General features: G+C 69.1%; 27 protein-coding genes. 13 read left to right on the top strand and 14 right to left on the bottom strand.

What is annotated here, in order from left to right; all coding sequences use genetic code 11:
• Window positions 1–31: 31 nt before the first annotated feature.
• From EDC36_RS10310 to EDC36_RS10285, 6 genes are all read left to right on the top strand, one after another.
• Complete coding sequence (locus tag EDC36_RS10310) at window positions 32–328, top strand: hypothetical protein (protein ID WP_132963177.1); 297 nt, start codon at window positions 32–34, stop codon at window positions 326–328.
• Window positions 325–900, top strand: a complete 576-nt coding sequence (locus tag EDC36_RS10305) for a tetratricopeptide repeat protein (RefSeq protein WP_132963176.1) — start codon at window positions 325–327, stop codon at window positions 898–900. Before EDC36_RS10310 ends, EDC36_RS10305 begins: the two co-directional genes overlap by 4 nt.
• 105 nt (window positions 901–1005) lie before the next feature.
• Window positions 1006–1269 (top strand): DUF4212 domain-containing protein, encoded by a 264-nt coding sequence (locus EDC36_RS10300; RefSeq protein WP_132963175.1) that lies wholly within the window; start codon window positions 1006–1008, stop codon window positions 1267–1269.
• Between the two features lie 4 nt (window positions 1270–1273).
• Complete coding sequence (locus EDC36_RS10295) at window positions 1274–3400, top strand: sodium:solute symporter family protein (protein WP_132963174.1); 2127 nt, start codon at window positions 1274–1276, stop codon at window positions 3398–3400.
• 173 nt (window positions 3401–3573) lie between these two features.
• Complete coding sequence (gene fba / locus EDC36_RS10290) at window positions 3574–4641, top strand: class II fructose-bisphosphate aldolase (RefSeq protein ID WP_132963173.1); 1068 nt, start codon at window positions 3574–3576, stop codon at window positions 4639–4641.
• Window positions 4642–5012: 371 nt separating this feature from the next.
• On the top strand, window positions 5013–5921 hold the full coding sequence (locus EDC36_RS10285) for a phosphoribosylaminoimidazolesuccinocarboxamide synthase (RefSeq protein ID WP_132963172.1): 909 nt from the start codon (window positions 5013–5015) through the stop codon (window positions 5919–5921).
• Here the strand turns inward: EDC36_RS10285 and EDC36_RS10280 are convergent.
• The 5 genes from EDC36_RS10280 to trxA form a co-directional block, all read right to left on the bottom strand.
• The gene (locus tag EDC36_RS10280) at window positions 5888–6991 is read right to left on the bottom strand and encodes a sensor histidine kinase (RefSeq protein ID WP_132963171.1); all 1104 of its coding nucleotides are present in this window, start codon (window positions 6989–6991) and stop codon (window positions 5888–5890) included. The two genes, EDC36_RS10285 and EDC36_RS10280, sit on opposite strands and share 34 nt — an antisense overlap.
• Entirely contained in the window at window positions 6988–7707 is a 720-nt protein-coding gene (locus EDC36_RS10275) for a response regulator transcription factor (protein WP_132963170.1), read from the bottom strand. Before EDC36_RS10275 ends, EDC36_RS10280 begins: the two co-directional genes overlap by 4 nt.
• Window positions 7679–8221 carry a Spy/CpxP family protein refolding chaperone gene (locus tag EDC36_RS10270; RefSeq protein ID WP_132963169.1) on the bottom strand — a complete coding sequence of 181 codons (543 nt, stop codon included), beginning with the start codon at window positions 8219–8221 and terminating at the stop codon, window positions 7679–7681. Before EDC36_RS10270 ends, EDC36_RS10275 begins: the two co-directional genes overlap by 29 nt.
• Window positions 8222–8376: 155 nt before the next feature.
• A complete protein-coding gene (locus tag EDC36_RS10265; RefSeq protein WP_132963168.1) occupies window positions 8377–8715 on the bottom strand; it encodes a 2Fe-2S iron-sulfur cluster-binding protein in 339 nt (112 codons plus the stop codon).
• Between the two features lie 15 nt (window positions 8716–8730).
• A complete protein-coding gene (gene trxA, locus EDC36_RS10260; RefSeq protein ID WP_132963167.1) occupies window positions 8731–9684 on the bottom strand; it encodes a thioredoxin in 954 nt (317 codons plus the stop codon).
• Window positions 9685–9708: 24 nt separating this feature from the next.
• Between trxA and purE the strand changes: the two genes are divergently transcribed.
• From purE to EDC36_RS10245, 3 genes are read left to right on the top strand one after another with little or no spacing between them, the layout of a single operon-like run.
• Window positions 9709–10242, top strand: coding sequence for a 5-(carboxyamino)imidazole ribonucleotide mutase (gene purE, locus EDC36_RS10255; protein WP_243646561.1), 534 nt, complete (start codon window positions 9709–9711; stop codon window positions 10240–10242).
• On the top strand, window positions 10242–11483 hold the full coding sequence (locus EDC36_RS10250) for a 5-(carboxyamino)imidazole ribonucleotide synthase (protein ID WP_390617017.1): 1242 nt from the start codon (window positions 10242–10244) through the stop codon (window positions 11481–11483). Before purE ends, EDC36_RS10250 begins: the two co-directional genes overlap by 1 nt.
• Window positions 11474–12508, top strand: a complete 1035-nt coding sequence (locus tag EDC36_RS10245; protein WP_132963166.1) for an L-threonylcarbamoyladenylate synthase — start codon at window positions 11474–11476, stop codon at window positions 12506–12508. The genes EDC36_RS10250 and EDC36_RS10245 overlap by 10 nt, the downstream gene beginning before the upstream one ends.
• 51 nt (window positions 12509–12559) lie before the next feature.
• On the opposite strand, the gene EDC36_RS10240 is transcribed toward EDC36_RS10245, so the two are convergent.
• The 5 genes from EDC36_RS10240 to EDC36_RS10220 form a co-directional block, all read right to left on the bottom strand.
• The gene (locus EDC36_RS10240) at window positions 12560–12862 is read right to left on the bottom strand and encodes a SemiSWEET transporter (RefSeq protein WP_243646560.1); all 303 of its coding nucleotides are present in this window, start codon (window positions 12860–12862) and stop codon (window positions 12560–12562) included.
• Window positions 12859–13122: a cell division topological specificity factor MinE gene (gene minE, locus EDC36_RS10235; RefSeq protein ID WP_132963165.1), complete on the bottom strand. Its 264-nt coding sequence runs from the start codon at window positions 13120–13122 to the stop codon at window positions 12859–12861. Before minE ends, EDC36_RS10240 begins: the two co-directional genes overlap by 4 nt.
• A gap of 5 nt (window positions 13123–13127) precedes the next feature.
• Window positions 13128–13943 (bottom strand): septum site-determining protein MinD, encoded by an 816-nt coding sequence (gene minD, locus EDC36_RS10230; protein ID WP_132963164.1) that lies wholly within the window; start codon window positions 13941–13943, stop codon window positions 13128–13130.
• Window positions 13944–13965: 22 nt separating this feature from the next.
• Entirely contained in the window at window positions 13966–14700 is a 735-nt protein-coding gene (gene minC, locus EDC36_RS10225; RefSeq protein WP_132963163.1) for a septum site-determining protein MinC, read from the bottom strand.
• 324 nt (window positions 14701–15024) lie between these two features.
• Entirely contained in the window at window positions 15025–15222 is a 198-nt protein-coding gene (locus tag EDC36_RS10220) for a heavy-metal-associated domain-containing protein (RefSeq protein WP_132963162.1), read from the bottom strand.
• A gap of 111 nt (window positions 15223–15333) precedes the next feature.
• Between EDC36_RS10220 and EDC36_RS10215 the strand changes: the two genes are divergently transcribed.
• Window positions 15334–17634, top strand: a complete 2301-nt coding sequence (locus tag EDC36_RS10215) for a heavy metal translocating P-type ATPase (protein WP_390617013.1) — start codon at window positions 15334–15336, stop codon at window positions 17632–17634.
• 102 nt (window positions 17635–17736) lie between these two features.
• Complete coding sequence (locus EDC36_RS10210; RefSeq protein WP_132963161.1) at window positions 17737–18321, top strand: hemerythrin domain-containing protein; 585 nt, start codon at window positions 17737–17739, stop codon at window positions 18319–18321.
• 13 nt (window positions 18322–18334) lie between these two features.
• Here EDC36_RS10210 and EDC36_RS10205 read toward each other — a convergent pair whose 3' ends face one another.
• Window positions 18335–19699 (bottom strand): transaminase, encoded by a 1365-nt coding sequence (locus tag EDC36_RS10205; RefSeq protein WP_132963160.1) that lies wholly within the window; start codon window positions 19697–19699, stop codon window positions 18335–18337.
• 42 nt (window positions 19700–19741) lie between these two features.
• Here EDC36_RS10205 and EDC36_RS10200 point away from each other — a divergent pair, with 42 nt between their 5' ends.
• Complete coding sequence (locus EDC36_RS10200) at window positions 19742–20992, top strand: YbfB/YjiJ family MFS transporter (protein ID WP_132963159.1); 1251 nt, start codon at window positions 19742–19744, stop codon at window positions 20990–20992.
• 96 nt (window positions 20993–21088) lie between these two features.
• Here the strand turns inward: EDC36_RS10200 and EDC36_RS10195 are convergent, their stop codons facing one another.
• The 3 genes from EDC36_RS10195 to EDC36_RS10185 form a co-directional block, all read right to left on the bottom strand.
• Complete coding sequence (locus EDC36_RS10195) at window positions 21089–22135, bottom strand: porin (protein WP_143946037.1); 1047 nt, start codon at window positions 22133–22135, stop codon at window positions 21089–21091.
• 131 nt (window positions 22136–22266) lie between these two features.
• Entirely contained in the window at window positions 22267–23238 is a 972-nt protein-coding gene (locus EDC36_RS10190) for a metallophosphoesterase (RefSeq protein WP_132963157.1), read from the bottom strand.
• A gap of 77 nt (window positions 23239–23315) precedes the next feature.
• Window positions 23316–25229 carry a PhoX family protein gene (locus tag EDC36_RS10185; protein ID WP_132963156.1) on the bottom strand — a complete coding sequence of 638 codons (1914 nt, stop codon included), beginning with the start codon at window positions 25227–25229 and terminating at the stop codon, window positions 23316–23318.
• 256 nt (window positions 25230–25485) lie between these two features.
• Here EDC36_RS10185 and EDC36_RS10180 point away from each other — a divergent pair, with 256 nt between their 5' ends.
• The gene (locus EDC36_RS10180; protein WP_132963155.1) at window positions 25486–26802 is read left to right on the top strand and encodes an NAD(P)/FAD-dependent oxidoreductase; all 1317 of its coding nucleotides are present in this window, start codon (window positions 25486–25488) and stop codon (window positions 26800–26802) included.
• Window positions 26803–26818 lie beyond the last annotated feature (16 nt).

Below are 26818 nucleotides of genomic sequence, written 5' to 3'. Positions count from 1 at the left end.
CCGTCATCGAACGTCCGCTGCCCTCGATCCTATGCTGCTGTGGCTCAACATCGCGCAGTTGATCCTGTACATCGGCCTGCTGGCGCTGGCCGGGCAAGGGGCGTTGCACGTGCTGGCCGGCGCGGGGCGGCAGCGCAACCTGTTTTACCAACTGTTCCAGATGGTCAACCGCCCGTGGATCGCGCTGGGGCGCTGGCTGGCGCCGCGCGCGTTGGCGCCACGCACGCACCCGTTCGTGGCGTTTTGCCTGATGGCGGCGCTGTACCTGGCGGTGACCTTGGCCAAGATCGAGCACTGCCTGGCCATCGGCGTGGAGGCGTGCCGATGAGGCGCTGGTGGCACTCGGCCGACGTGCTGCGCTGGCGTGTGCGCGCGCTGCTGTGGTGGAGCCGGCGCGCGCAGGCGCTGGCGCTGCTGCAACGCGCGCGGGCCTTGCACCCAGGCGACGCGCATCTGCTGGCGACGCTGGCGCACCTGCTGGCCGAAGCCGGCCGGCTGGCCGAAGCCGCGCCGCTGCTGGACGAACTGGTGGCGCTGCAGCCCGACGCCGCCGCGCACTGGTTCAACCGCGGCTACGTGCTGGAACAACTCGGGCACGCCCAGGCCGCCGAGGCGAGTTTTCGGCGCGCCGTGGCCTTGGATCCACGGCTGGACCGCGCCTGGTATGGGCTGGGGCTGACCCTGATCGCGCAGGGGCGGCTGGACGAAGCCCTGCAGGCGCTGCAGCGCAACACGGAATTGCAACCCATGAGTCCGTACGCCTGGTACCAGATGGCGCGGATTCATGCCGACCGCGCTGAAACCGAGCAGGCCCGCCGCATCATCCGGCACCTGCAAGGTTTCGAGCCCAAGGTGGCCGCCCAGCTCGTGCGCGAGACCGGGCTGCAGCCGATGGGCTAGGCGCGGACACCGTGGTTGCAGGGCGGGGGCGCTCCCTGCGGCGCGCCCCTGGGTTGGGTGGCTGGGCCATGCCCGGCTCTGGCATAGACGGTGTGAGGAGACATCATGCAACCGCTGTCCGAAGCGCATCAGCGCTACTGGCAGAAGAACCTACGCATCACCGGCGTGCTGCTGGCGATTTGGTTCTTCGTCACGTTCGTCATCGGGTATTTCGCCCGCGACCTCAGCTTCAACTTCTTTGGCTGGCCATTCAGCTTCTGGGTCGGCGCCCAGGGGGCGCTGGTGGTCTATGTGCTCATCATCTGGTACTACGCCCGCACGATGAACCGGCTGGACCAGGAATTCGGCGTGGCCGAGGAGGAGGAGTGACACCATGGCTGGCATGACCCCTGAACCGGCCGGCGGCGTGTTCTCCGCCGGCAGCAACAAGGCTTTCAAGCAGCAGCTCAACAAGGTGTACGGTTGGTACACCGGGGGCTTCCTCGTGTTCGTGGTGGCGCTGGCCATCTTGGAGCAGCTGGGCCTGCCCAAGAACTGGATCGGCTACATCTTCTTGCTGGCCACGGTGCTGCTGTACGCCGGCATCGGCATCATGAGCCGCACCAACGACGCGGCCGAGTACTACGTGGCCGGGCGGCGCGTGCCGGCCATCTACAACGGCATGGCCACCGGCGCGGACTGGATGAGCGCGGCCTCCTTCATCGGTATGGCGGGCACGCTGTACCTGACCGGCTACGGTGGCCTGGCCTTCATCATGGGCTGGACCGGCGGCTACTGCCTGGTGGCGCTGTTCCTGGCGCCGTACCTGCGCAAGTTCGGGCAGTTCACGATCCCTGATTTCCTCGGGGCGCGCTACGACGGCAACACCGCCCGCTTCATCGGCATCATCATCGCCATTTTCGTGTCGTTCGTGTACGTGGTGGCGCAGATCTATGGCGTGGGCCTGATCACCACGCGCCTGACCGGCGTGGACTTCTCGATCGGTATCTTCCTTGGGCTGGCCGGCATTCTGGTGTGCTCGTTCCTCGGGGGCATGCGCGCGGTGACCTGGACCCAGGTGGCGCAGTACATCATCCTCATCATCGCCTACATGATCCCGGTGGTGTGGCTGTCGGTCAAACAGACCGGGGTGCCGCTGCCGCAACTGGTGTATGGGCAGCAGCTGGTCAAAGTGACCGAAGCGGAAAAGCGCCTGATCGACGATCCGAAAGAGAAAGAAGTCATCGAGACCTTCAAGGCCCAAGCCAAGGCGCTGGAAGACAAGCTCAAGGACGTGCCCGCGGCGCTGGCGGCTGAGCGCGCCGCCGCGCAGCAAAAGCTCGATGAGCTGCGCGCGGCCAACGCCCCGGCCGACCAGATCGCCGCCGCCGAAAAAGCGCTGGCGGCTGTGCCCAAGGATGAAGCCGCCGCCAAGGACGCCTGGACCAAGGCCAAAGCCGCGGCGGAGGCGCGTGCCAAGCCGCTGGCCGGCATGCCACGCCACGCCCAGGCCTTCGCCGGCGACCCCAACGGCGATGAAAAAGCGCAAAAAACCTTCTACGAGTCGCGGCGCAACTTCCTGGCGCTGGTGTTTTGCCTGATGCTGGGCACGGCGGCGCTGCCGCACATCCTGATGCGCTACTACACCACCCCCAGCGTCAAGGAGGCGCGCGAGTCGGTCGGCTGGTCGTTGTTCTTCATCTTCCTGCTGTACTTCACCGCACCGGCGCTGGCGGTGCTGGTTAAGTACGAGGTGTTCACGGTGCTGGTGGGCACGCCGTTTGACAAGCTGCCAGCTTGGATCGCCAACTGGAGCAAGGTCGACCCCGCGCTGCTGTCGGTGACCGACGTCAACAAGGACGGCATCTTCCAGTTGGGCGAGATGCGTATCGGTGGTGACATCATCGTGCTGGCCACGCCCGAGATCGCCGGTCTGCCCTATGTCATCTCGGGCATGGTGGCCGCGGGTGGTTTGGCGGCGGCGCTGTCGACCGCCGACGGGCTGCTGCTGACGATCGCCAACGCGCTGTCGCACGACCTGTACTACAAGATGATCGACCCCAACGCGACCACCGCGCGGCGCGTGATGATCTCCAAGGTGCTGCTGTTGGTGGTGGCGCTGTTGGCGGCGTACGTGGCGTCGCAAAAACCCGCCGACATCCTGTTCCTGGTCTCGGCCGCGTTCTCGCTGGCGGCGGCGGGCTTCTTCCCGGCGTTGGTGCTGGGCATCTTTTGGAAGCGCGCCACCAAGTGGGGGGCCATCCTGGGCATGATCGCGGGCTTTGGGGTGACGTTTTACTACATGGCCACGACCCAGCCCTGGCTGCGCAGCGTGTTTGGCGTCACCAGCCCGGTGGCCGACAACATGTGGTGGGGCATTCAGCCGATTTCGGCGGGCGTCTTTGGCGTGCCGGTGGGCTTTGCGGTGATCATCATCGTCAGCCTGCTGACGCCAGCGCCCAAGCGCGAGATCCAGGAGTTGGTCGAGCACGTGCGCTACCCCAACCTGGTGCGCGTCTGATGCGCTAACATCGTTGCACAGCGGGCCGGTGGGCCTGGCCCGCTGCCCTTGCGGCCACCGTCCTGGCACCAGGCGGTGGCCATTTTCTTGGGCGCGCCGTCCTACAATGCCGCGCGGTGTAACCACCATGTAACCACGCTTGATCCCCGCAGGCACCAAGGAGGACCCCGACCATGGCACTCGTGTCGATGCGCGAACTGCTGGACCATGCCGCCGAGCACGGCTACGGCATACCGGCCTTCAACGTCAACAACCTGGAACAGGTGCAGGCCGTGATGGCCGCCGCCGACGAAGTCGGTGCGCCCGTGATCCTGCAAGCCAGCGCTGGCGCGCGCAAGTACGCCGGCGAATCGTTCATCAAGTACCTTGTGCAAGCCGCCGTCGAGGCTTACCCGCACATCCCGGTGTGCATGCACCAGGACCACGGCCAAAGCCCCGCCGTGTGCGAAGGCGCCATCCGGCTCGGTTTTTCGTCGGTGATGATGGACGGCAGCTTGCTGGAAGACGGCAAAACCCCGGCACCCTACGACTACAACGTGGACGTCACGCGCCGCGTGGTTGCGATGGCGCACCGCGTGGGGGTGTCGGTGGAAGGCGAGCTGGGCTGCCTGGGCTCGCTGGAAACCGGCATGGCCGGCGAGGAAGACGGCCACGGTGCGGCGGGCAAGCTGGACCACTCGGCGCTGTTGACCGACCCCGAGCAGGCGGCCGAGTTCGTGCGCGCCACGCAGGTGGACGCGCTGGCCATCGCGATCGGCACCAGCCACGGCGCGTACAAGTTCACCCGTCCCCCCACGGGCGACGTGCTGGCCATCGGCCGCGTCAAAGAGATCCACGCGCGCCTGCCCAACACCCACCTGGTCATGCACGGCAGCTCCAGCGTGCCGCAGGAGCTGCTGGCCGTCATCAACCAGTACGGCGGCAAGATGAAAGAGACCTACGGCGTGCCGGTCAAGGAAATCCAAGAAGCCATCCGCCACGGCGTGCGCAAGGTCAACATCGACACCGACATTAGGCTGGCCATGACGGGCGCGGTGCGCAAGTTCTTGCACGAAAACCCCGACAAGTTCGATGCGCGCGAGTGGCTCAAGCCCGCCCGCGAAGCCGCCAAACAGGTGTGCAAACAGCGCTACCTGGAGTTCGGCTGCGAGGGCATGGGCGCCAAGGTCAAGGGCCGCGCGCTGGCCATCATGGCCTACCGCTACGAAGTGGGCGAGCTGGCGCAGGTCGTGCAGGGATAACCCCAATACCGCCCTGCGCAGTGCCGCTACGACGGGGTGGATGGCGCGGTGGCGTTTCGCTGGAAAGTCGACGATGGCCGCCGAGGCGACTACGGCTACGTGTTCGCCCCTGGTCGGGGCTTGGTGCGTGTGATCGTGTACCGGCGCGCCGGCGTAGGCCACCGTGACACCCTCCTCCATCGTGAAGTGGCCCGCGGTGGCGTCGCGCAAGCGGCGCACCAGGGTCGCTGCGGTGCGCTCGAACGTCTCGGCCGACTCGGAGGGCAAAGGCGCCAACACCACGAATTCGTCGCCACCGTAGCGGGCGCGGCAACGCGAGCAACCCCACATACGCGGCCAAGCCTGCATCGGCTGCGCTACCATCGCCCCCCATGACCACGGCTGTGCACACCACCCACCTCAAGTCCTTGCCGCTGCTGGCGCGCGGCAAGGTGCGCGACAACTACGCCGTCGGCGACGACCGCATCCTGATGGTGGCCACCGACCGCATCAGCGCGTTCGACGTCGTGATGAACGAGCCCATCCCCGGCAAGGGTGAGCTGCTGACGACGCTGAGCCTGTTTTGGTTCGACCGCCTGGGGCCCAAGGGCGCCAACCTGTGCCCGATCCATCTGACCGGCGACGACCCCGAGAGCGTCGTGGCCCCGCCGGAGCGCCCCCTGGTGCGGGGACGATCGATGCTGGTCAAACGCTTGCGGCCGATTCCGGTGGAAGCGGTGGTGCGCGGCTACCTGGCCGGCAGCGGCTGGAAGGAGTACCAGCAGTCGGGCGCGGTGTGCGGCGTGGCGCTGCCAGCGGGTTTGCGCAACGCTTCCAAGCTGCCCGCCCCCATCTTCACGCCGGCGGCCAAGGCGGCGGTGGGCGAGCACGACGAGAACATCACGTTCGACGAAATGGTCGCGCGCGTGGGCGGCGAGCTGGCCGAGCGCATCCGTGATGTCTCGATCCGGCTGTACCAGGCAGCCAGCGACTACGCGGCCACGCGCGGCATCCTGATCGCCGACACCAAGTTCGAGTTTGGCCTGGACGAGCACGGCACGCTGACGCTGATGGACGAGGTGCTCACGCCCGACTCCTCGCGCTACTGGCCCGCCGAGTCGTACGCCGAAGGGGCCAACCCGCCCAGCTTCGACAAGCAGTACCTGCGCGATTGGCTGGAAACGGCGCAGGTCGATGGCCGGCCGTGGAACAAGCAACCGCCGCCGCCCACCCTGCCCCCGCAGGTGATCGAGCAAACCGCGGCACGTTACCGCGAAGCGTTAGCGCGGCTGATGGGTTGAGGCGGCGGGTCGTCGGCAGGCAGCGACAGCACAAAGCAACTGCCACCACCGCGGTGTTCTTCGCAGTGCACGTGGCCGCCGTGCAGTTGGGCGATTTGGCGCACCAGCGCCAGCCCCAGACCGACGCCGCCGCGCGCCTCGGCATGACCGGGCAGGCGGAAAAAGGGCTCGAAGATGCGCTCGCGCGCGTCGGCTGGCACGCCCGGGCCGCGGTCGCACACCCACACCTGGGCTTGACCCGCGACGCCGCGCTGCACACGCACCTGGGGCGGCTGCTCCGGCGCGTAGCGGCGCGCGTTGTCCAGCAGGTTGCGCACCGCGCGGCGCAGCAACCGCTCATCACCTTGCACGGTCACGGGGGCGCCACTGACCTCGGCGTCGAACCAGGCCGCCTCCTCGGCCACCAGCGCCAGCAACTCCTGCGGCTGGCGCGCCAGGTTGGGTGTCGTTTCCAGCCGGGCCGCCAGCAGCACCTCGTCCACCAGCGCGTCCAGCTCCGCCAGGCTGCGTTGGATTTCGGCGCGGTGCCGTGCCCGCGTCTCGGCCTCTTCGGTCGCATCGAGCAGCTCCAGCGCCAGCTTGAGCCGCGCCAGCGGCGAGCGCAGCTCGTGCGAGGCGTTGGCCAGCAGGCGCTGCTGCGCGCGCACCAGCGCTTCGATGCGCGCCGCGGCGGCGTTGAAGCTGGCCGCCAGCGCGGCCACCTCGTCGTGGCCCTGCACCGCCACACGCCGCTGCAGGGCGCCGTCGCCAAACGCTTGCACGCCCGTGCGCAGCAATTCCAAGCGACGGGTCAGCGAACGCACCAGCGGGTACGAGGCCAGCCCCACCAGCGCCAGCAACGCCGCCAAGGAAGCCGCCACCCACCACAGGCGTTGCCCGAGGGGGGCATCCGCCTCGGCAAACGGCGCCAACGCAGGGTCGACCCAGCCGCCGGTCAAGTCCAGCCAGGCGGCTTGTTCTTGCTCGCTTTGGGCCTGCGCGTGGTACTGAAACACACCCACCGCCAGCGCCGCAAACGCCAGCAGCACGCTCAGCACCACGGCGTAGATGCGCAGGTACAGCCGCCTCATGCCGCGCTTTCGTCGGCGCGGGGCCGTGCCAGCATGTAGCCGGTGCCGCGCACGGTGAGGATGCGCCGCGGTCGCTTCGGGTCGTCTTCCAGGGCGGCGCGGATGCGCGAGATGTGCACGTCGATCGAGCGGTCGAATGCATCCTGGGGATGCCCCTTGAGCGCGTCCATGATCTGGTCGCGCGTCAGCACCCGCCCGGCGTGTCGGGCCAACACGGCCAGCAGTTGGAACTGGTACGCGGTCAGCTCGCGCGGCTGGCCATGCAGCCGCACCTCGTGCGCGCCCAGGTCAAGCTCCAGCGCCCCCACGCGCAGCACCTGCGCCGGCGTGCCGGACCCGGCTTGGGCACGGCGCAACAGGGCACGCAAGCGCGCCAGCAGTTCGCGCGCTTCGAACGGTTTAGTCAGGTAGTCGTCGGCGCCCAACTCCAACCCGAGGATGCGGTCGGCCGGCTCGCCACGCGCGGTCAGCATCAGCAACGGCAGCGCCGCGGTGGCTGGGTCGGCGCGCAGCTCGCGGCACCACTGCAGCCCATCGCCGTCGGGCAGCATCAGGTCCAGGATCAACGCCTGCGGCGCCGGCGGCTGCCGCAGGCGCTGGCGGGCCGCCGTCAGCGTGCCCGCGGTCTCCACGGCGTAGCCCGCCTGGCCGAGGTAGTCGGCCAGCATGGCGCTCAGACGCAGGTCGTCATCGACGAGGAGGATGCGCGTGCTCATCCCGGTGATGGTGAGGGCGGGGACCGTCGCCGCGGCGCTGCATGCGCTCGGCCCAGCGCTGGCGCTGCTCGGGCGTGAGCACCTTGGCGGTGTCGATCATGAAGCGCTGCATGCGCGCCGTCAACTTGTCGTGGTGGGCCAGCTCGCGCTGGCGCAACGCCTCCAGCGCGGCCTCGTCGAGCTGCGGCGCCGCCATCAGGCGATGGCGCTCTTCGCGCAGCGTGCGGCCTTCGTCGCGCAGGGCACGCAAATCCTGGCTGGCCGCCTGCGCCAAGGCACGCAGCTGATCGCGCTGCGCCGGCTGCAGGCTCAGCTCGCGCGCCATGTGCTCGACCATGCGCTCGGCGCGCGCGTCGTCGGGGGCCATGGCCGCCGCCATCGGCCCCGGGCCATGCGGCATGCCGCGCGGCGGCATGCCCTGGGCCCACACGGGCGCCAGGCCCGCGCTCAGGGCCAGCACCAGCATCGTCTTGCGCCACGGCCAGCGGCGGTTGGGGGTTATCGGCATCGTCATCGTCACACTCCTTGCTCGTCCTGATGGCGGGTGGCGACCATCGCCACCCCCCACATCGCCATCGTGCACGGGGGCTGTCAACCGGGTGTGACGCCGAGGTAAAGAAATGTCAACGCGACCGGCCGCCGGGGTCAGCCGCTTGCCACGAAGCGGGTTCAGTACTGCCGCTCGGGCAGCTCCACCCACAGGCCGTCAAGGTCGGGTGTCAGGCGGATTTGGCAGCTCAGCCGGCTGTTGGGGCGACGCTCGACCGCGGTGTAGTCCAGCATCGTGTCTTCGTCGCCCCGTGCCGGGCCGACCTTGGCCTGCCACTCGGGCGGGATGAACACGTGGCAGGTGGCGCACGTTAGGTTGCCACCGCAGTCGGCCGCAATGCCATCGATGCCCGCGTCCACCGCGGCTTTCATCAGGCTGCGGCCATCGGGCTCGACCTCGACTTCGCGGTCTTCGACGGGGCCGTGCGGCCCGGGCTGAACGAAGCGAACGGTGATCATGCGGGGCCTTGGGCGTCAGTTGAGGGCCATGCTGAGCTTGCGCCGGTAGCGCGACACCAGCTCCGCCTGCGGGTCTTGCGCCGCGGCGGTGTGCCCGGCGATTTCGAGCCCCGCGCCCGACTTGGGCGCGCCGGCAGCGGCCTCGCGCGCGGGCGGGGTGAGCAGTTCCAGCAACGCCACATAGGTCTTGCGCGGCGCTTCGTCAGCCCACTTTTTGTCGCGCATGATGATCTCGGCCAGCTCGTCCATGGCTGCCGTCCACTCGCCGCGCGCGATCAGCACGCGCGCCTTGGCAAAGCGGGTTTCGAAGTCGCGCCGGTTGGCGGCGATCAGCTCATCGAACTTGTCCAGCGGCCACTGGCCGCGCGGGTCGTGCCGGGCGAACTCCAACGCCGCGATCCAGTGCTGCAGCGCCTCGAAGCGCAACGGCAGCGGCAACTTGCCCAACGCCGGCGCCAGCGCCGCCGAGGCCTCCTCAAGCTGCCCCAGCTCCACCAGCAGCCGCACCAGGTCGTAGCGGGCGTCGTCGTTGTCCGGGTCGCGCGCCAGCGCCTCGCGCAGCCGCCGCACGGCGGCGTCGGTGTCGCCACTGGCGGCCGCTTGCAGCGCTTCGTTCACCTCGGCGCGCGCTTCGAGTTCGTCTTCGCTGGGGATGTGGCGATCCAAAAAGGCCTTGATCTGCCCCTCAGGCAGCGCGCCCATGAAGCCGTCGACCGGCTGCCCCCCGACGAACAGGATGCAGGTGGGGATGCTGCGGATCTGGAAGTAGCCGGCCAGCTGCTGCTCTTCCTCGGTGTTGACCTTGACGAGCTTGAAGCGGCCGCCGTAGGCTTGCTCGACCTTCTCGAGGATGGGCCCGAGCACCTTGCACGGGCCACACCACGGCGCCCAAAAGTCCACCAGCACAGGCGTGGCAAGCGAGGCTTCGAGCACCTCGGTCTGGAAGTTGGCAAGTGTGACGTCGATCATCGCGGCAGCGTCCGATTCTCTAGAATGACGGGATTTTCCCCCGGGGTCGCCATGTCCAGCAGCAACGTCCAGGTCGGTGTCGTCATGGGGTCCAGCAGCGACTGGGACACCATGCAACACGCAGTCGCCATTTTCCAACAGTTCGGCGTCGCGCACGAGGCGCGCGTGGTGTCGGCCCACCGTATGCCCGACGACATGTTCGAGTACGCGGCCCGTGCCGAAGCGCGCGGCCTCAAGGCCATCGTCGCAGGCGCCGGCGGTGCGGCGCACCTGCCTGGCATGTTGGCGGCCAAGACCACCGTGCCGGTGCTGGGGGTGCCGGTACCCAGCCGGCACCTCCACGGGGTGGATTCGCTGCACTCGATCGTGCAAATGCCCAAGGGCGTGCCGGTGGCCACCTTCGCCATCGGGGCGGCGGGCGCGGCCAACGCGGCGCTGTTCGCGGTGGCGATGCTGGCCAACGACGACCCCGAGCTGCGCGCGCGGTTGCACGCCTTCCGTGCCGAGCAAACCGCCGCCGCACGCGCCATGACCCTGCCACCCGTGACGACGGCCTGATGGGGCCGACCGTCAACCCCCAGCCCACCATGAAGCCCACGACGCTTTTGCCCGGCCCGCAACCCACGGCAGCACGCCCCACCACCCTCGGGGTGTTGGGCGGAGGGCAGCTCGGGCGCATGTTCGTGCACGCCGCGCAGGCCATGGGCTACGCGGTGGCGGTGCTGGACCCGGACCCGGCCAGCCCCGCCGGGCGCGTGGCCGATGTGCACATCGCCACCGCCTACGACGACGAGCAGGGCCTGGCGCAGCTGATGCAGCGCTGCGAGGCCATCACCACCGAATTCGAAAACGTTCCCGCCGCCGTGCTGGGCACCTTGGCCGCCCAGCGCCCCGTGGCGCCGCAAGCCCAGGCGGTGGCGGTGGCGCAGGACCGCAGCGCCGAAAAGGCCCATTTCGCCGCCTGCGCCGCGCGCACTGGGGTGGGCCCGGCCCCGCACGCCATCATCCGCAGCCCCGCCGACCTGCAACGCCTGGACGATGCGCTGCTGCCCGGCATCCTCAAAACCGCGCGGCTGGGCTACGACGGCAAGGGGCAAGTGCGTGTGCAGCACCGTGACGAGCTGGCCGCAGCCTGGCAGCGCCTGGGCCAGGTGCCGTGCGTGCTGGAGCGCCGGCTGCCGCTGCGCGACGAGCTGTCGGTGATCGTGGCGCGCGGCGCCGACGGCACGTTGGTGGCGTTGCCGGTGCAGCGCAACGTGCACCGCGACGGTATCCTGGCGGTGGCCGAGGTTGGCGACGGTGCGGTCGATCCCACCCTGGCCCAGCAGGCGCTCGAAGCCACCCAGGCCATCACGGCCGAGCTGCACTACGTCGGCGTGCTGTGCGTGGAGTTTTTTGTCGTCGATGACGGCAGCCCCAGCGGCGCGCTGGTGGTCAACGAAATGGCCCCGCGTCCGCACAACAGCGGCCACCACAGCATCGACGCCTGCGACGTGTCGCAGTTCGAGCTGCAGGTGCGCACGCTGGCCGGGTTGCCGCTGGTGACGCCGCGGCTGCACAGCGCCGCGGTGATGCTCAACCTGCTGGGCGACCTGTGGTGGCGCGACGGCGTCGCCGTCACGCCCGATTGGGCTCGGGTGCTGGCTTTGCCGGGTGTACACCTGCACCTGTACGGCAAGCTCGACGCACGGCCTGGGCGCAAGATGGGCCATCTGACGATCACGGCACCAACGCTGGCGCAGGCCCGTGACGTTGCTCGCACGGCGGCCACCTTGTTGGGATTGCCCCCATGGCGCTGACGCTGGACGCGCGCAGCCTGGATGCGCAGGTGCTGGCCACCGCGGTGCAGCGGCTGGCCGCGGGCACCCTCGTGGCCATGCCGACCGAGACCGTGTACGGCTTGGCCGCCCACGCCGACGACGCAGCGGCGGTGGCGCGCATCTTCGCCGCCAAGGGGCGCCCCAGCGACCATCCGCTGATCGTGCACGTGGCCGGGGACGACGACGACGCCCGCGCGCAGGCCGTGCAGCACTACGCCGCAGAGGTACCGGCGTTTGCGCAGGCGCTGATGGCGCGTTTTTGGCCTGGCCCCCTGACGTTGATCCTGCCGCGCCGCCCAGGCGTGGCCGACGCCGCGGCGGGCGGTCAAGCCTCGATCGGGTTACGCTGCCCAAGCCACCCCGTGGCGCAGGCGCTGCTGCGCGCCGCCCGCGCCGCCGGCCTGCTCGGCTTGGCCGCCCCGAGTGCCAACCGCTTTGGCCGCGTCAGCCCGACGCGCGCCGAGCACGTGCGGGCCGAACTCGGGCACCTGCACGACGACGAACTGTTGATTCTGGATGGCGGCCCTTGCCCGGTGGGCATTGAGTCCACCATCGTGGACTGCACCCGCGGCCACCCGGTGCTGCTGCGTCCCGGCATGATCGGCCGCGCTACCTTGCAGCAGGCGTGCGGCATGCCGGTGGGCGACCGCGACGCCCACGCCCCCCGTGCGGCCGGTACGCTGAGCTCGCACTACGCCCCCGAGGCCAAGGTGCGCCTGATGGACGCCCAGGCGCTGCAAACGGCGCTGGACTTGCTGGGCGCGCAGGCCCAGGGCATCGCGGTGTACCACCGCAGCCCGCTGCGCTGCATCAGCCCCCATGTGCGGCTGCAACCCATGCCGCACGACGCCGAAGCGGCTGCGCGCGAGCTGTTTGCCACCCTGCGCACGCTGGACGATGGTCACACGCGCCTGATCTGGGTCGAAACCCCGCCAGCCGACCCCGCTTGGGACGGTGTGCGCGACCGCTTGCAGCGCGCGGCGGCCGCGGTTGCCCATCCGTAGCTGGCGATACCGTGTGAACAACGGGCCCCGCAGCCACAGGCCTCGCGCGCATTAGCGTTTAGGCTGCGCCGAAACCGACGGGGGTGCCTGGCCGCCGTAGCGCAACCGCATCACCAAAATGGCCAGCGCCAGCGTCAACGTGATGACGTTGGCAACGATGATGGGCCACGAGCCAATCAGCACCCCGTACAGCAGCCACAGCGCCACACCCAGCGCGAACGCGCTGTACATGCCGACCGAAATGCCACTGACGTCGCGCGTACGCCACGTCAGCCACGCCTGCGGCACGAAGCTGACGGTGGTCAGCGTTGCCGCGGCGGCGCCCACCGCCTCGACCCACACGCTGCTGGTCACGCGCGCGCCTCGGGCAGCTCGATCTTGACCTCCAGCACCTCCAGGTTGTCGTGGCGCTCGAGGTTGACCTTGATGTCGTCCGGATGGATGGCGATGTATTTGCTGATCACCGCGACCAGGTCCCGCTGCAACGCCGGCAGGTAGTCAGGCGCGCCAGGGTTGCGGCCGGCACGCTCGTGCGCCAGGATGATCTGCAGCCGCTCCTTGGCCACCGCGGCGGTTTTTTTCTTTTCGCCCAGCAAAAACGACAGCAGCGACACGGCGCTTACCTCCCGCCAAACAGGCGTTTGAAGAAGCTGGGTTTTTCCGCCTCGACGAAGCGCAGCGGGCGCTCGTGGCCCAGGAAACGCTCGATCACGTCCTTGTAGGCTTCCGACACGTCGGTGCCGTGCAGGTGGATCGCTGGCACCCCCTGGTTGGAAGCGTTGAGCACCGCTTCGCTCTCGGGGATGACGCCGATGAGCGGGATGCGCAGGATGTCCTGAATATCCTGCAACGACAGCATCTGCCCCTCTTGCACGCGGTTGGGGTTGTAGCGCGTGATCAGCAAGTGTTCCTTGACCGGCTCGCGGCCTTCGATGGCACGGCGCGTTTTGGACGCCAGCATCCCCAAGATGCGGTCGGAGTCGCGCACCGACGACACTTCGGGGTTGGTCACCACCAGGGCTTCGTCGGCGTAGTGCATCGCCATCAGCGCGCCGGTTTCGATGCCCGCCGGCGAGTCGCACACGATGTACTCGAACCCCATCGCCAGCAAGTCGTTGAGCACGCGCTCCACGCCCTCTTGCTTGAGCGCTTCTTTGTCGCGCGTTTGGCTGGCGGCCAGCACGTACAGGCTGTCGACCTGTTTGTCGCGGATCAGCGCCTGGTGCAGGTTGGCCTCGCCCTGGATGACGTTGACAAAGTCGTACACGACCCGCCGCTCGCAGCCCATGATGAGGTCGAGGTTGCGCAAGCCCACGTCGAAGTCGATGACAACGGTCTTGTGGCCCTTGAGCGCAAGCCCGGTGGCGAACGAGGCGCTGGTCGTGGTTTTGCCCACGCCGCCTTTGCCGGAGGTGACGACGACGATCTTGGCCATGGGTAACGCTCTCGAAAAAAGTTCAGTTCAAAGGTTCGAACAACAGCTTGTCGGCGCCCGCTTCGCTGACCAACCGCACCTGCGTGGCGCGGCCGTGCACCGTGTCGGGCCAGCCATGCTCAGCGGTTTGGTACACCCCCGCGATCGACACCAGCTCGGCCTGCAGGGACAGCGTGAAAATGCGTGCCGTCGCGTCGCCGCGGGCGCCCGCCAGCGCCCGGCCACGCAAGGGCGCGTAAACGTGCACATGACCGTCGGCGATGACTTCCGCGCCGGGGTTGACCGCCGCCAACACCACCAGGTCACGCCCCCGGGCGTACACCTGCTGGCCTGAGCGCAAAGGCCGGTCAACGACCATCGCCGACGCGGGCTCTGGGGCTGGCACTGGCGTGGCGGGTGCTGAGGGGGTTGGCCGTTTGGGTTCGGTGGGTGCTGGCCCCGCGTCGCACAACCCATGGTGTTGCAGCAAGGTTGGCCACTGGCCCGACGCGTCACGGTAGCCCAGTGGCTGCAGCCCCACGTGACGCAGCGCCCGCAACAACGCGTCCACTTCCAGCGGCGTGGGGTCGGCCACCGTGGGCCAGCCACTCAGGTCCAGCACCACGGGTTCGTTTTCGAAAAAGCCAGGGCTGTCGCCGTAGCGCTGCTGAAGCTCGTGCAGCACCGCGTCGACGTAGCCGCCGCGCAAACGTGCGCTCAGCATCGCCCACGTGGTGGGGCGAATGTCGATGGCGGTGGACGATGCGCTGCTGTTCATGGTGCGACGTGACAGGCGCGCATCTTAGCAGCGTCGTTGCGAGGTATTGAGGGCAGGCTGGTCGTCGCTGATGTTGGAGTTGTCCACGTTCACCAGGGTATTAGTCTCTTGGCGGTGGTGGTAGCAGATAGAAGGCTGCACCAAGATGTGGACAAGCCAAAATTCTATTTATAAAACATATATTTGTTGAACGTAAGGGTCTGTGGTCAGGGGCTCGGTAGCGGTGTGTGCGAGTGGGGGTATCGTGCTTGAAAGCCGTGTGGATGTGGACAACGTCGCGCTTGTGCTGGCGTTGTCCACGGTTTTATCCACAGGTCGTTGTCGTTATTCCACGATGGTGTAGCCCTCGGCGCGGATGGCTTGCGCCAGCGCCGCGCGTGGTTGGTCCGAGGCCACGCGCACGCGCTGCTGGGCCAGGTCAACCTCGACGCGGGCCTGGGTGTCGAGCGCGCGCACGGCACGCTCGATGGCCTTGACACAGTGCTGGCACGACATGCCTTGGACGCTGAACTCGTGTTGCATGGCAAAACTCCTTTCACTCAGAATGAGGGGTTGACGGACCGCGACGCTGTCAGGGCCGCCGTCCTGTCGGCATGATAGGGACAGGCGCCCTTGCAGTACGATGGTTGGGCCATGAGTGACGATCACGATCAGGAGGTGGGTGCTGCAGCGCTGGACGCGGCGGCGCCGCTCCAGCAATGCGACCTGGGTATCGGCGGTATGACATGCGCGTCGTGCGTGGCGCGTGTCGAGCGGGCGCTGAGCCGGGTGCCGGGGGTGGTGCAGGCCCAGGTCAACCTGGCCACCGAACAAGCGCGCGTGACGGTGCGCGCGGGGGATGATCCCGCGGTGCTGTTGGCGCGCCTGCAGCGGGCGGTGCGCGACGCCGGCTACGAGCCCCGCGCGGTGCAGGCCGATGACGCGGATGAGCAGCGTGCCCAGCGCGAGCTGCGCCAGGAAGGCTGGTGGGTGGCGCTGGGGTTGCTGCTGGCCGCACCGCTGGTGTTGCCGATGGTGGCGCTGGTCTGGGGCCAGCACCTGATGTTGCCGGCCTGGTGGCAGTTTGCGCTGGCCACGCCGGTGCAGTTGGGACTGGGTTGGCGGTTTTACCGTGCCGGCTGGCAGGCGCTGCGCCATGGCAGCGGCAACATGGAGTTGTTGGTGGCGCTGGGCACCAGCGCCGCTTGGGGCATGAGCACCTGGTTGTGGTGGCGGGCGCCCGCTGGCCACGAGCCGCATCTGTACTACGAAGCCGCGGCGGTGGTGATCGCGCTGGTGCGGCTGGGCAAATGGTTGGAGCTTCGTGCGCGCCGACGCACCACCCAGGCGATTCGCGCGCTGCAGGCGTTGCGCCCTGACGTGGCGCACCTGTTGCCCGACGGCGTGCGGCGCGACGAGATGCAGGATATTCCCGTGGCCGAGCTGCTGCCCGGCGACCGGGTGCTGGTGCGCGCGGGCGAGCGCATTCCTGCGGACGGCGTCATCGAAGCCGGGCAGACCCAGGTGGACGAGTCGATGCTGACGGGTGAGCCCCTGCCGCTGGCCCGTGGCGTGGGCGACCGTGTGCTGGGCGGCAGTGTCAACGGCGAAGGGACTGTGGAGGTGCGCGTGACCGCCACGGGGGCGGCGTCGACGCTGCAACGCATCATCGCGTTGGTGCAAGACGCGCAGGCAGGCAAGCCGCCCGTGCAGCGGCTGGTCGATCAGGTGGCCGCGGTGTTCGTGCCGGTCGTGGTGGTCATCGCGCTGCTGACGGCGCTGGGTTGGTGGTGGTGGGCTGGCGCGGCCGTGGAACAAGCCGTGTTGCATGCGGTGGCGGTGCTGGTGATCGCGTGCCCGTGCGCGCTGGGGTTGGCCACGCCCACCGCGATCATGGCCGGCACTGGGGCCGCGGCGCGGCACGGCATCCTGGTCAAGGACGCGCAGGCGCTGGAGCTGGCGCCCCACGTGCGGGTGGTGGCGTTTGACAAGACAGGCACGTTGACCGTGGGCCACCCAAGGCTGGTGGCGGTGCACCCGGCGCCTGGGGTGGACGAAGCTGCGGCGTTGCGCACGGCAGCGGCGCTGCAGCAGGGCAGCAGCCACCCGTTGGCACAGGCGGTGTTGGCGGCGGTGGATGCGGCCAAGCTGGCCCCCGCGGTGGATGTGCAAACCGTCCCTGGGCGGGGGGTGCGCGGCTGGGTGGAGGGCGTGCCGCTGGCGTTGGGCAGCTTGGCCTGGTTGGCGGAACTGGAGCCAGCGCTGGCCAACGAGGCGGCCTGGCCCCCGGGGTGGGCCCAGGCGCGGCGCGCCCAGCAAGCGGCGGGGGCGACGGTGTCGGTGCTGGCGTGGCAACACGAAGGCCGCTGGCGCCTGTTGGCCCTGCTGGCGTTCGCCGACGAGCCCAAACCTGGCGCGATCGAAGCGTTGCAAGCGCTGCGCTCGCGCGGGTTGGCGTTGGCGATGGTGTCGGGTGACCAGCGCCCCGCGGCCGAGGCGATGGCGCGCCGCCTGGGCCTGCGGCCCGAAGCGGGTGAAGTGCACGCCGAGGTTTTGCCCGGTGACAAGGCGGCGCTGGTGGCCACGTTGCGCCAGCGCCATGGCCCGGTGGCGATGGTCGGCGACGGTGTCAACGACGCCCCGGCGCTGGCCGCGGCCGATGTCGGGCTGGCCATGGGCAATGGCACCGACGTCGCGATGCACGCGGCGGGCATCACCCTGCTGCGTGGCGACCCGCGGCTGGTGGTGGCGGCGCTGGACATTGCCACGCGCACGGTGCGCAAGATCCGGCAAAACCTCTTTTGGGCGTTTGTTTACAACGCCGCGGGCATTCCGCTGGCGGCGCTGGGGATGCTGGACCCGGTGTGGGCCGGTGCCGCGATGGCCGCCAGCTCGGTCAGCGTGGTCAGCAACGCGTTGCTGCTGACACGCTGGCGGCCCGAACACGGCCGTTGACCTGGGTCAAACCGCCAGGGCGGGCTTGCCGGCAAGCTGCAAGGTCTGCCGCGCCCGCGGACCTTCGGTCGGGGCGCGCCGTGTCCGAGGAGCTGAGTCCCCATGTCCACCCCCGCGTCCTTGCGCATCATTCGTGACGAGCACGCCGCGCTGGCGGCGATGTTGCAGTCGCTGCTGTGGTTGATCCGCCGTGGCCCCGAGGCGTCCGATCGGCAGCGGTTTTTCGACACGGTGCGGGCGATGTTGTTTTACATCGACGAGTTCCCGGAGCGGCTACACCACCCAAAGGAGTCGGACCTGTTGTTTCCGTGCGTGGCCAAGCGCGACGCCGAGCTGTTGCCCGTGATCGCCCGCCTGGAGCAGGATCACATGCGAGGTGAGCAGCAGGTGCGCGAGCTGCAACACCTGCTGCTGGCGTGGGAGTGGTTGGGCGAGGAGCGCCGCGAGGCCTTTGTGCAGGCCTGCGAGCGCTACCTGAACTTTTACCTCGAGCACATGCGGCTGGAGGAGCAACAGATTCTGCCCGCGGCGCAGCGCCTGCTGACGCCGGAAGATTGGCAGGCGCTGGACGAGGCTTTCGCCGCCAACCGCGACCCACTGACGGGCCACGCGCCCGCTCCGGCCTACGAGCGGTTGTTCCAGCGCATCCTGGAGGTGGCGCCGGCGCCCATTGGGCTTGGGGCGTAAGGGCGCACGCTTGTCACAGCAGCGCGTCGAGCCAGTCGTCGAACGCCTGCAACAGCCGCTGTACGTGGGACGTGCCGGTGGCGGGTGAGCACAGCATCATGCCGTGAAACGGCGTCAGCACCACGCCGCGGTTCAACAGCGTCAGGTGCAGGCTTTCTTCCAACGCGGGCTGCAGGTGGCGGCGCACGTCATCCGCGTTGCGGGGCGTCGCGGGGGTGAATTGCAGCTCCATGCGTGCGCCCAGCCGCGTCAGGGTCCACGGCAGCGTGCGTGCTTGCAGGCGCTGGCGCAGGCCGTGCTCCAAAGCATCCGCCGATGCCTGCATGGCCGCGTAGGTGGCTGGGGTGTGCAGGTGGTGCAGCGCCGCGTGCAGCGCGGCCAGCGCCAGCGCGTTGGCGGTGAGCGTGGTGCCGATGCCGGAGTGGCCTGGTGGCGCGGTGTCCTTGGCGTGCTGCATGCGCGCCGCCACCTCGTCGGTGCAGCCGTACACGGCGCACGGCACGCCGCCGGCCACCGCTTTGCCGGCCACCCACAGGTCGGGCGTCAGCCCGTGCGTGCGGGCCCACCCCCCGACGCCGGTGGACAGGGTGTGCGTCTCGTCCAGCACCAGCAGGGTGCCGTGGCGCTGGCACAGCGCCTGCGCGGTGTCCCAGAACCCCGGCTGTGGGGGCACCAGGCCAAAGTTGGTCAACGCCGGCTCCGCCAGCACCGCCGCCACCTGACCGTCGGCCAGCGCGTCGTGCAGCGCCTCCAGATCGTTGAACGGCACCACGCGCGTGTAGGCATGGTGCGCGTGCACCTGGCCGAGCACCGACGGGCGGCGCACGCTGCCTGCGCCAGCGGGGTCACGGTCCACCAGCGTGTCGTCGACGGCGCCGTGGTAACAGCCATCAAACACAACCAGGTAGGGGCGTGCGGTGATCGCGCGCGCCCAGCGGATGACAAAGCGGTTGGCGTCGCTGGCGGTCATAGCCAACTGCCAGCGGGGTAGGCCAAAACGTTCGGCCAACCATTGGCCCACCTGCGCGCTGCGTTCGTCGGGCAGCATGCAGGTCAGCCCCCGACAGGCCTGCTCCGCCACAGCCGCGGCCACGGGTTCGGGCGAATGGCCGAACATCGCGCCAGTGTCGCCCAGGCAAAAATCGGCGTAGCCGTGACCGTCCACGCAGGTCAGATCGGCGCCGCGGGCGTGTTGGACGAACAGCGACGCTGGGGTGGGCCAGTCTCGCATCCAGTGCAGCGGCACGCCAAACACGTAGTGCTGTTGGGCTTGCGCCGACAGCGCGACGCTGCGAGGGTGGTGGCGCCCAAAGTGCGCGCGCTCACGCTGCAGCAGCGCTTGCAGGCGTGCGGGGTCGATGGCGACGGTGTCGTGCATGGCACAGCAGCTTACGGCGCCAGCCGCTACGATGGCAGGGCCATGTCGACCACACCCCAGGGATCCGCTTGCCCCGCGCCGCCGCTGCATCGTGGCGTGCTGCTGGCCGCCGGCTTGGCGTTGGCGGCGGCGGTGTCGCTGGGCATCACGCGCTTTGCCTACGGCTTGCTGCTGCCGCCGATGCGGGCTGATCTGGGTTGGAGCTACCTGCTGGCCGGGGCCATGAACACCGCCAACGCGGTGGGCTACCTTGTTGGGGCGTTGACGGTGCCGTGGTTGATGCGCCGCCTGGGCGTGGGCGCGGTGCTGCTGGGCGGTGCGGTGTTGGCGGCGCTGCTGATGGCGGCGGTGGGCTGGATGACCGCCGATACCGTGTTGTTGGTGCAGCGTTGGGCCGCGGGGGTGTGCAGCGCCTGGGTGTTTGTGGCCGGTGGTTTGCTGGCGGCACGGCTTGGGCCGGTGTGGCCGCGCCACGGCGGGCTGCTGCTGGGGGTGTACTACGGTGGGGTGGGGCTGGGCATTGCGCTGTCGGCGCTGACGGTGCCGATGTGGCTGGCCTGGGCCGGGCCGCGCGCGCACGCCTGGGCGTGGGCCTGGTGGGGTTTGGCGGCGCTGTGCGCGCTGGCGTGCGTGGGGTTGGTGCTGGTCTGGCGGCGTTGGCGTGCCCTGGAGGTGGACGCTGCCGGCGGCACAGCAGGGCCGACCCCGGCACCCACCACGGGGCCAGCGCTGGGCGTCTTGGCGCTGCTGCGGGCGCTGGCGCCGGCGCTGCTGGGCTACACGATGTTTGGCGTTGGCTACATCGGCTACATGACGTTTGTCATCGCGCTGCTGCGCGAGCGCGGCGTCGACGGTGGCGCGATCACGCTGTTTTACACCCTGCTGGGGGTGGCGGTGATGCTGTCGTCCCGCCTGTGGGCGGGGCTGTTGGACCGTCACCGCGATGGCCAGCCGCTGGCACGCCTCAACGCGCTGTTGGGGCTGGCCACGCTGCTGCCCGCGCTGGGCCATGCCTGGCCGTTGGTGCTGGCTTCTGGGGTGTTGTTTGGCGCGGTGTTTTTGTCCGTGGTGGCATCGACCACCGCGCTGGTGCGCCACAACCTGCCGCCGGCGCAGTGGGCGCGTGGCATCAGCCTGTTCACCATCGTGTTTGCGCTGGGGCAGATCGTCGGCCCCACGGTGGTGGGTTGGATCGGCGACGGCCCCGGGGGGCTGGAGCGGGGGTTGGTGTTCTCGGCGGGGGCGCTGTGGCTGGGGGCGCTGGCCGCGTGGCGCCAGCGTGCCCTGTCCTGAGAAAAAAAGCGGGCTTTCCGCAGAAAGCCCGTCCCAAGGAGCGTTTTTGGAGAGATCGGGCGGCCCGTCACCGCCCGTGTGCGGACAGGGCCGCGATCAGAAGTCGTGGCGCATGCCGAAGGCGACCAGGCGCTCGTCCTTGGTCTTGGCCCCGACGTTGTTCTTGACCACGACGTCGCGGTAGCCGGCGTACAGGCGCGTGCGCTTGGACAGGGCATAGGTGGCGCCGAGGGCGAAGCCGCTGGCCTTGCCGTTCTTGGCGCCGCCGGCCGAGTCCTTGGTCTTGCTGTAGGCATAGCCGCCGGAGAAGGCCCAGGCCCCGACCGGCACGGTCACGCCCAGTGCGTATTCGCTGTCGTCGCCGTTGGCGGCGCTGCCCTTGCGCTGGTTGTATGCGCCCGACACCGAGAAGCTGCCGAAGTCATACATCGCGGCCAGCGCGGTGTACTTGTCGGATTTGTCCTTCTCGTTTTGGTGGGCCAGAGCGACTTCGAATTCCTTTTGCTTGTAGCCGGCCTTGAAGGCGTACTTGTCCTGGGAGACGCCGGCCTTCTCGTCCAGCGAGACGTCGATGCCCGCGTAGAAGCCGCCCATGTTGGGGCTGTAGTAGCTGATCTTGTTGTCGAAGCGCGAGGCATAGTCGCCGCCCGACTTGAACACGCCGTTGCTGGAAGCGGTGAAGGCCGAGTCGAACACATCGCGGCTCTGGCCCAGGCCGCGCACGTCGTCGTACACCGTGGTGCTGCGGCCGAGCTTGACCTCGCCGAAGCCACCCATCAGCGACAGGCTGGATTCGCCTTTGAAGTATGGGTCTTGCGACGCGCCGGTGTCGGCGTTGAAGCGGTTTTCCAGCTTGAAGGCCGCCTTCAGGCCGCCGCCCAGATCCTCGGTGCCGCGCAGGCCCCAGCGCGAGGTGGTCAGACCGCCGTCGCCGCCCTGGAACATCTGGGTGGTGGAGGTGTTCTTGACCTTGTCCTTGAGGTTGCCCACCGACAGGTCCACGCGACCGTACAGCGTGACGTTGGATTGGGCCAGGGCGGCCCCGGTGGTCATCAGGGCGGCCAGGGCGATCAGGGATTTTTTCATCGTCGGATTTCCTAGGGTTGAACCAGAAAGCGGCAGCCCCGGATGGGGGGGCTGCAACTGGGGATGGGCGGCCCGGAGGGCCGAACCACAGGGGCTATTGCACCGGCCCCTGATGACGGTGATGTGAAGTCAATTCGTGATGACCCGAATGTTGTTCATAAACAACGTCATCGGGCTTCACACGCGCCTCAAGGCTGGGCGTCAAAGACCTGGATGGTCCACGGCTGCGACGACGCCGGATCGACGCTCACCTCCACCGCGCGCACGTCGGCCGCGCCCGGCACCTGCAGGCGTGTCAGGTTCAGCACCGGCTTTTTCTGGTGCTTGAAGGGGTTGTCGAAGGCCAGCACATGGCTGTCGCCGTGGATCAGCAGGACCGGACGGCCCCACTGCGCCGCCAGCGGCACCAGCGTGTCGCCGATGCTGGCGGCAAAGCCCGAGTGGCGCGGGAACGTCTCCACCGGCTGCTGGTTGTCGAACGGGTCGGCCTGCATGGCCACCACCATGGCGCGCGCGTTGCGCTGCTGCGCCAGCTCGAAGGCAGCGCGCAGCCAGGCGACGTTGGCGCGGTCGCGCTCGAAAAATTCCGCCACGGCCTTGGGGTCGCGCGTCTCGAAGTTGTTGTTGCTGCCGACGATGTGCACGGCGACGAACAGCACGTCGCCGGCCCACCAGCGCTGGTTTTCCACATAGGGCGCGAAGGCGGGCATGACGGTGGACTGGTTTTCCACCGCGATGGGCTGCTGGCCGAGCGATCGGCCGGGGGTGTAGAAGCGCTGGCGCAGCGTGGCCAGGCGCTCCAGCGGGTCGTAGCCGCCGTTGTTGGCGCGGTGGCAGTCGGTCCACTCGTTGTCGCCCGGGGTATAGACCACGGCACCGCGGTAGCGGCCAAAGTGCTCCAGCTGGGCGGAAAACTCCTCGTTGCTGCACAGCGTGGAGCCGGCCTTGAAGTCGCCGACGTGGACGGTGAAGGCCGGCTGCAGCGCGTTGACGCGCTCGATCAGCGCGCGGTAGGGCGGATAGCTCTTGTCAGGGGGGCCATAGGGCATGTCGCCCAGCGCGACGAAGCGCACGGTCTGGGCCGCGACGGTGCCGGCCAGCAGCACGGCCGTGGCGGCGACGGCGCCGCGCCACGCCCGGGGCAAAAGGGGAAAACGCATGGGATTGGGCTCCTCAACAAAACCGGCCCCGAGGGGCCAGCAGATCGGGGCGAACGGACCGGGTGTCCGCCCGGTGGTCACAGGCCGATGACGCCGCCGTCGTTCTTGGTGATGACGACGGTGGCCGAGCGCGGACGGCCACCGTCCGGCCAGCGCGAGATCTTGGTCGGCGCGTCCGGGTCGCTGCGTTCGCTGGGGCTTTCGCCCGGGTGCTGGATGTTGATGAACATCGTGCGCAGGTCCGGCGTCATCGCGATGCCGGTGACCTCGCAGCCGCGCGGGCCGACCAGGAAGCGGCGGATCTCGCCCTTGGTCGGGTCGCAGGCCAGCATCTGGTTGTTGGGCAGGTTGGCATAGTCGCCCTTGCCCAGCGTCGAGGTGGACACATCGGTCTGGATCCACAGCACGCCGCGCGGGTCGATCCACAACCCATCCGGACTGCCGAAGATGTCGCCACGCACGTTGCCCTTGGCGTCGGCACGCGCCAGCGAGGGGTCGCCGGCCAGCACGAAGTGGTTCCAGGTGAAGCGGCGCGCGTCCAGGTCGCCGCTTTCTTTCCAGCGGATGATGTGGCCCATGGTGTTGTTGGCGCGCGGGTTGGCAGCATCGACACCGGGGTGACCGTCGCGGCCGCGGTTGCTGTTGTTGGTCAGGGTGCAGTAGACCTCTTTGCTGATGGGGTCTACCGCGGTCCACTCGGGGCGGTCCATCTTGGTGGCGCCCAGCGCGTCGCTGGCCTGGCGGGCCTTGATGAGCACCTCACCCTGGTCGGCAAAGCCATTGGCGGCCGTCAGCGGCCCTTGGCCGTGCACCAGGGGCAGCCACTCGCCACTGCCGTCGGCGTTGAACTTGGCCACGTACAGCGTGCCGTGGTCCAACAGATCGCGGTTGGCGGCAAAGCCACCGGGCTTGACGCGGTCGCGGCTGACGAACTTGTAGATGTACTCGAAGCGGGCGTCCTCACCCATGTAGACCACGACGCGGCCGTCGTCGGTCAGCGCCACCGTCGCGCCCTCGTGCACGGCGCGGCCCAGCGCGGTGCGCTTGATGGGGGTCATCGTGGGGTCCATCGGGTCGATTTCGACCACCCAGCCGAAGCGGTTCGGTTCATTCGGATGCTTGGTGGCGTCGAAGCGCTCGTCGAATTCGTGCCAGCGGTAGCCGGCGCCGCCTTTTTTGAGGCCCCAGCGCTTGCCGTGCGCATCGGGCTGGTCCGAACCGTGGAAGTAGCCGATGAAGTTTTCCTCGCAGGTCAGGTAGGTGCCCCAGGGGGTGTGGCCGTGCGCGCAGTTGTTGAGGGTGCCCAGCACCCGCGTGCCTTGGGGGTCGGCGGCGGTGCGCATCAGGGGATGACCCGCGGCAGGCCCACTGATGTGCATGGGGGTGTAGGCGGTGATGCGGCGCGCATACTTGGACGGCAGCACCTGGCGCCAGCCTTGCGGCGTGGCTTCGACTTCGATGATGGACACGCCATGGGCGGCTTGGGCCTTGCGCACCTTGTCGGCGCTCCAGGTCTTCATGCCGTCCGGGTGCAGCAGCCCATCGTCGGTGTATTCGTGGTTGATGGCCAGCAAGCCGCGGCGGCTGCCATCCAACGGGTAGTACGCCAGCCCGTCGTGGTGCATGCCGGCTTGCGCTTCCTGTTCCGCGGCGGTGTTGGAGGCGTCGGCCTTGAACGCCGGCATGCGCCCAGCGATGCCCACCGGGTCGCCCCAGCGGTTGAGCACGCGCGCGGTGTAGCCCGGGGGTACGATGACCTCGTCGACATTGCGCATGGGCACGCTGGCAAAGCCAATGGTGCGGCCCAGCGCGCCTGCGGGCGACGGACCGGTGCTGGCACAGCCCGCCAGCAGGCCACCGCCCAGCAGGCTGGCGGCCGCGCTGGCCAGTGTGCCGCGCACGAAGATGCGGCGCGCAGGGTCCGAGACCTCGTGGATGCTTGGGTTGAGGCTGCGGTTCGAGTCTTCCATCAAGTCGAAATCTTTGGCCATGGTCGTGTGCAGTGCAGGGTTGAACGGCTGGGGTGGTGGGATGACCACAGGTGCCCAACGACGGCTCGTGTCGCCGGTGGCTGGCATTGTTGAAAGGCCCGATGACGGTTTGATGAAACACCGCTGGCCCGCAGCAGGCAATGGCGCCACACGCCGGGACGGCAGCGGCCCCCTGTGGTCGGGTGGCAATGGTTCCGTGGGCCGCGGCAGCGTGGCGCTATCGTTGCAGGCGTGTTGCGTCCCATGAACCCATGACATGCCAGCCCGACTGCTGCACTCCGACACCCAGCTCAACACCGCCAGCTATTACGAGGCCAGCGTGCAGCGCTCGGCGCCCCAGCCGCCGCTGCGCGGCGCCGCGCGCGCCGACGTCGTGGTGGTGGGGGGCGGCTACGCCGGCCTGAGCACCGCGCTGGAGCTGGCCGAACGGGGCCGCCGCGTCGTGCTGCTGGAGGCCGACCGGGTGGGCGGTGGTGCCAGCGGACGCAACGGGGGGCAAGCCATCGTCGGCTACGCCTGTGGCATGGCGACTTTGGAGCGTCAATTGGGGCGCGATGACGCGCGGCGTGCCTGGCAATGGTCGCTGGAGGCGGTGGAGCTGATCGAGCAGCGTGTGCAGCGCTACGGCATTGCATGCGAGTGGCGGCGCGGTTACCTGTATGTGGCCGATCGGCCGCGCAAAGCCCAGGCGCTGCGCGCCGAGATGGATGCGCTGGCGCGCGACTACGGGTTTGCCACCCAGTGGGCGCAAGGGGAAGATGTGCAGCGCTGGCTGGCCAGCCCACGCTACGTGGCGGCGGCGTACGAAGCCATCTCGGGGCACCTGCACCCCCTCAAGTACGCCCTCGGGCTGGCGCGCGCGGCCCAGCAGGCGGGGGTGGTGGTGCACGAAGGCAGCCCCGTGCGGCGCTTGGTGCAGGACGCGCACGGCGTGCGCGCGCTCACCGACGGCGGTGAGGTGCGCGCCGACTGGGCCGTGGTGGCGGGCAACTGCACGCTGCCGGAACACGGCCCTGGCGTGCTGCCCAGCATCCACGCGCGCATCATGCCTGTGGGGACCTACATCGTCGCCACCGAGCCTCTGGACCCCGAGCGTGCGCAGGCGCTGATTCCCAGCGGTGCGGCGGTGTGCGACAACAACGTCGTGCTGGACTACTTTCGCCTCAGCGCCGACCACCGGCTGTTGTTCGGCGGCCGGGTCAGCTACACCACGATGACGCCGCCGCGGCTGCGTGCCACGATGCAGCGCCGCATGCTGGCGGTGTTTCCCCAACTTGCCGGGGTGCGCCTCACCCACCTGTGGGGTGGGTTTGTTGACATCACGATGAACCGCGCGCCGGATTTTGGCCGCATCGGCCAGCGCGTGTACTACCTGCAGGGGTTCAGCGGCCACGGCGTGGCGCTGACCGGTTGGGCCGGTCGCTGCGTGGCCGAAGCCATCGTCGGCCATAGCGAGCGCTTCGACGTGCTGGCGCGGCTGCGCCACCGACCGTTTCCGGGGGGCCCGTGGCTGCGCACCCCGTTGTTGGCGCTGGGCATGGCGTGGCACAGGTTGCGCGACGTGCTCGGCTGAGTGGCGCCGGCGGCGA

Source organism: Tepidimonas ignava, assembly GCF_004342625.1.
GTDB classification, from domain to species: Bacteria; Pseudomonadota; Gammaproteobacteria; order Burkholderiales; family Burkholderiaceae_C; genus Tepidimonas; species Tepidimonas ignava.
The sequence above is the reverse complement of the archived record's forward strand: the minus strand, read 5'-3'. Positions and strand labels throughout refer to the sequence as shown.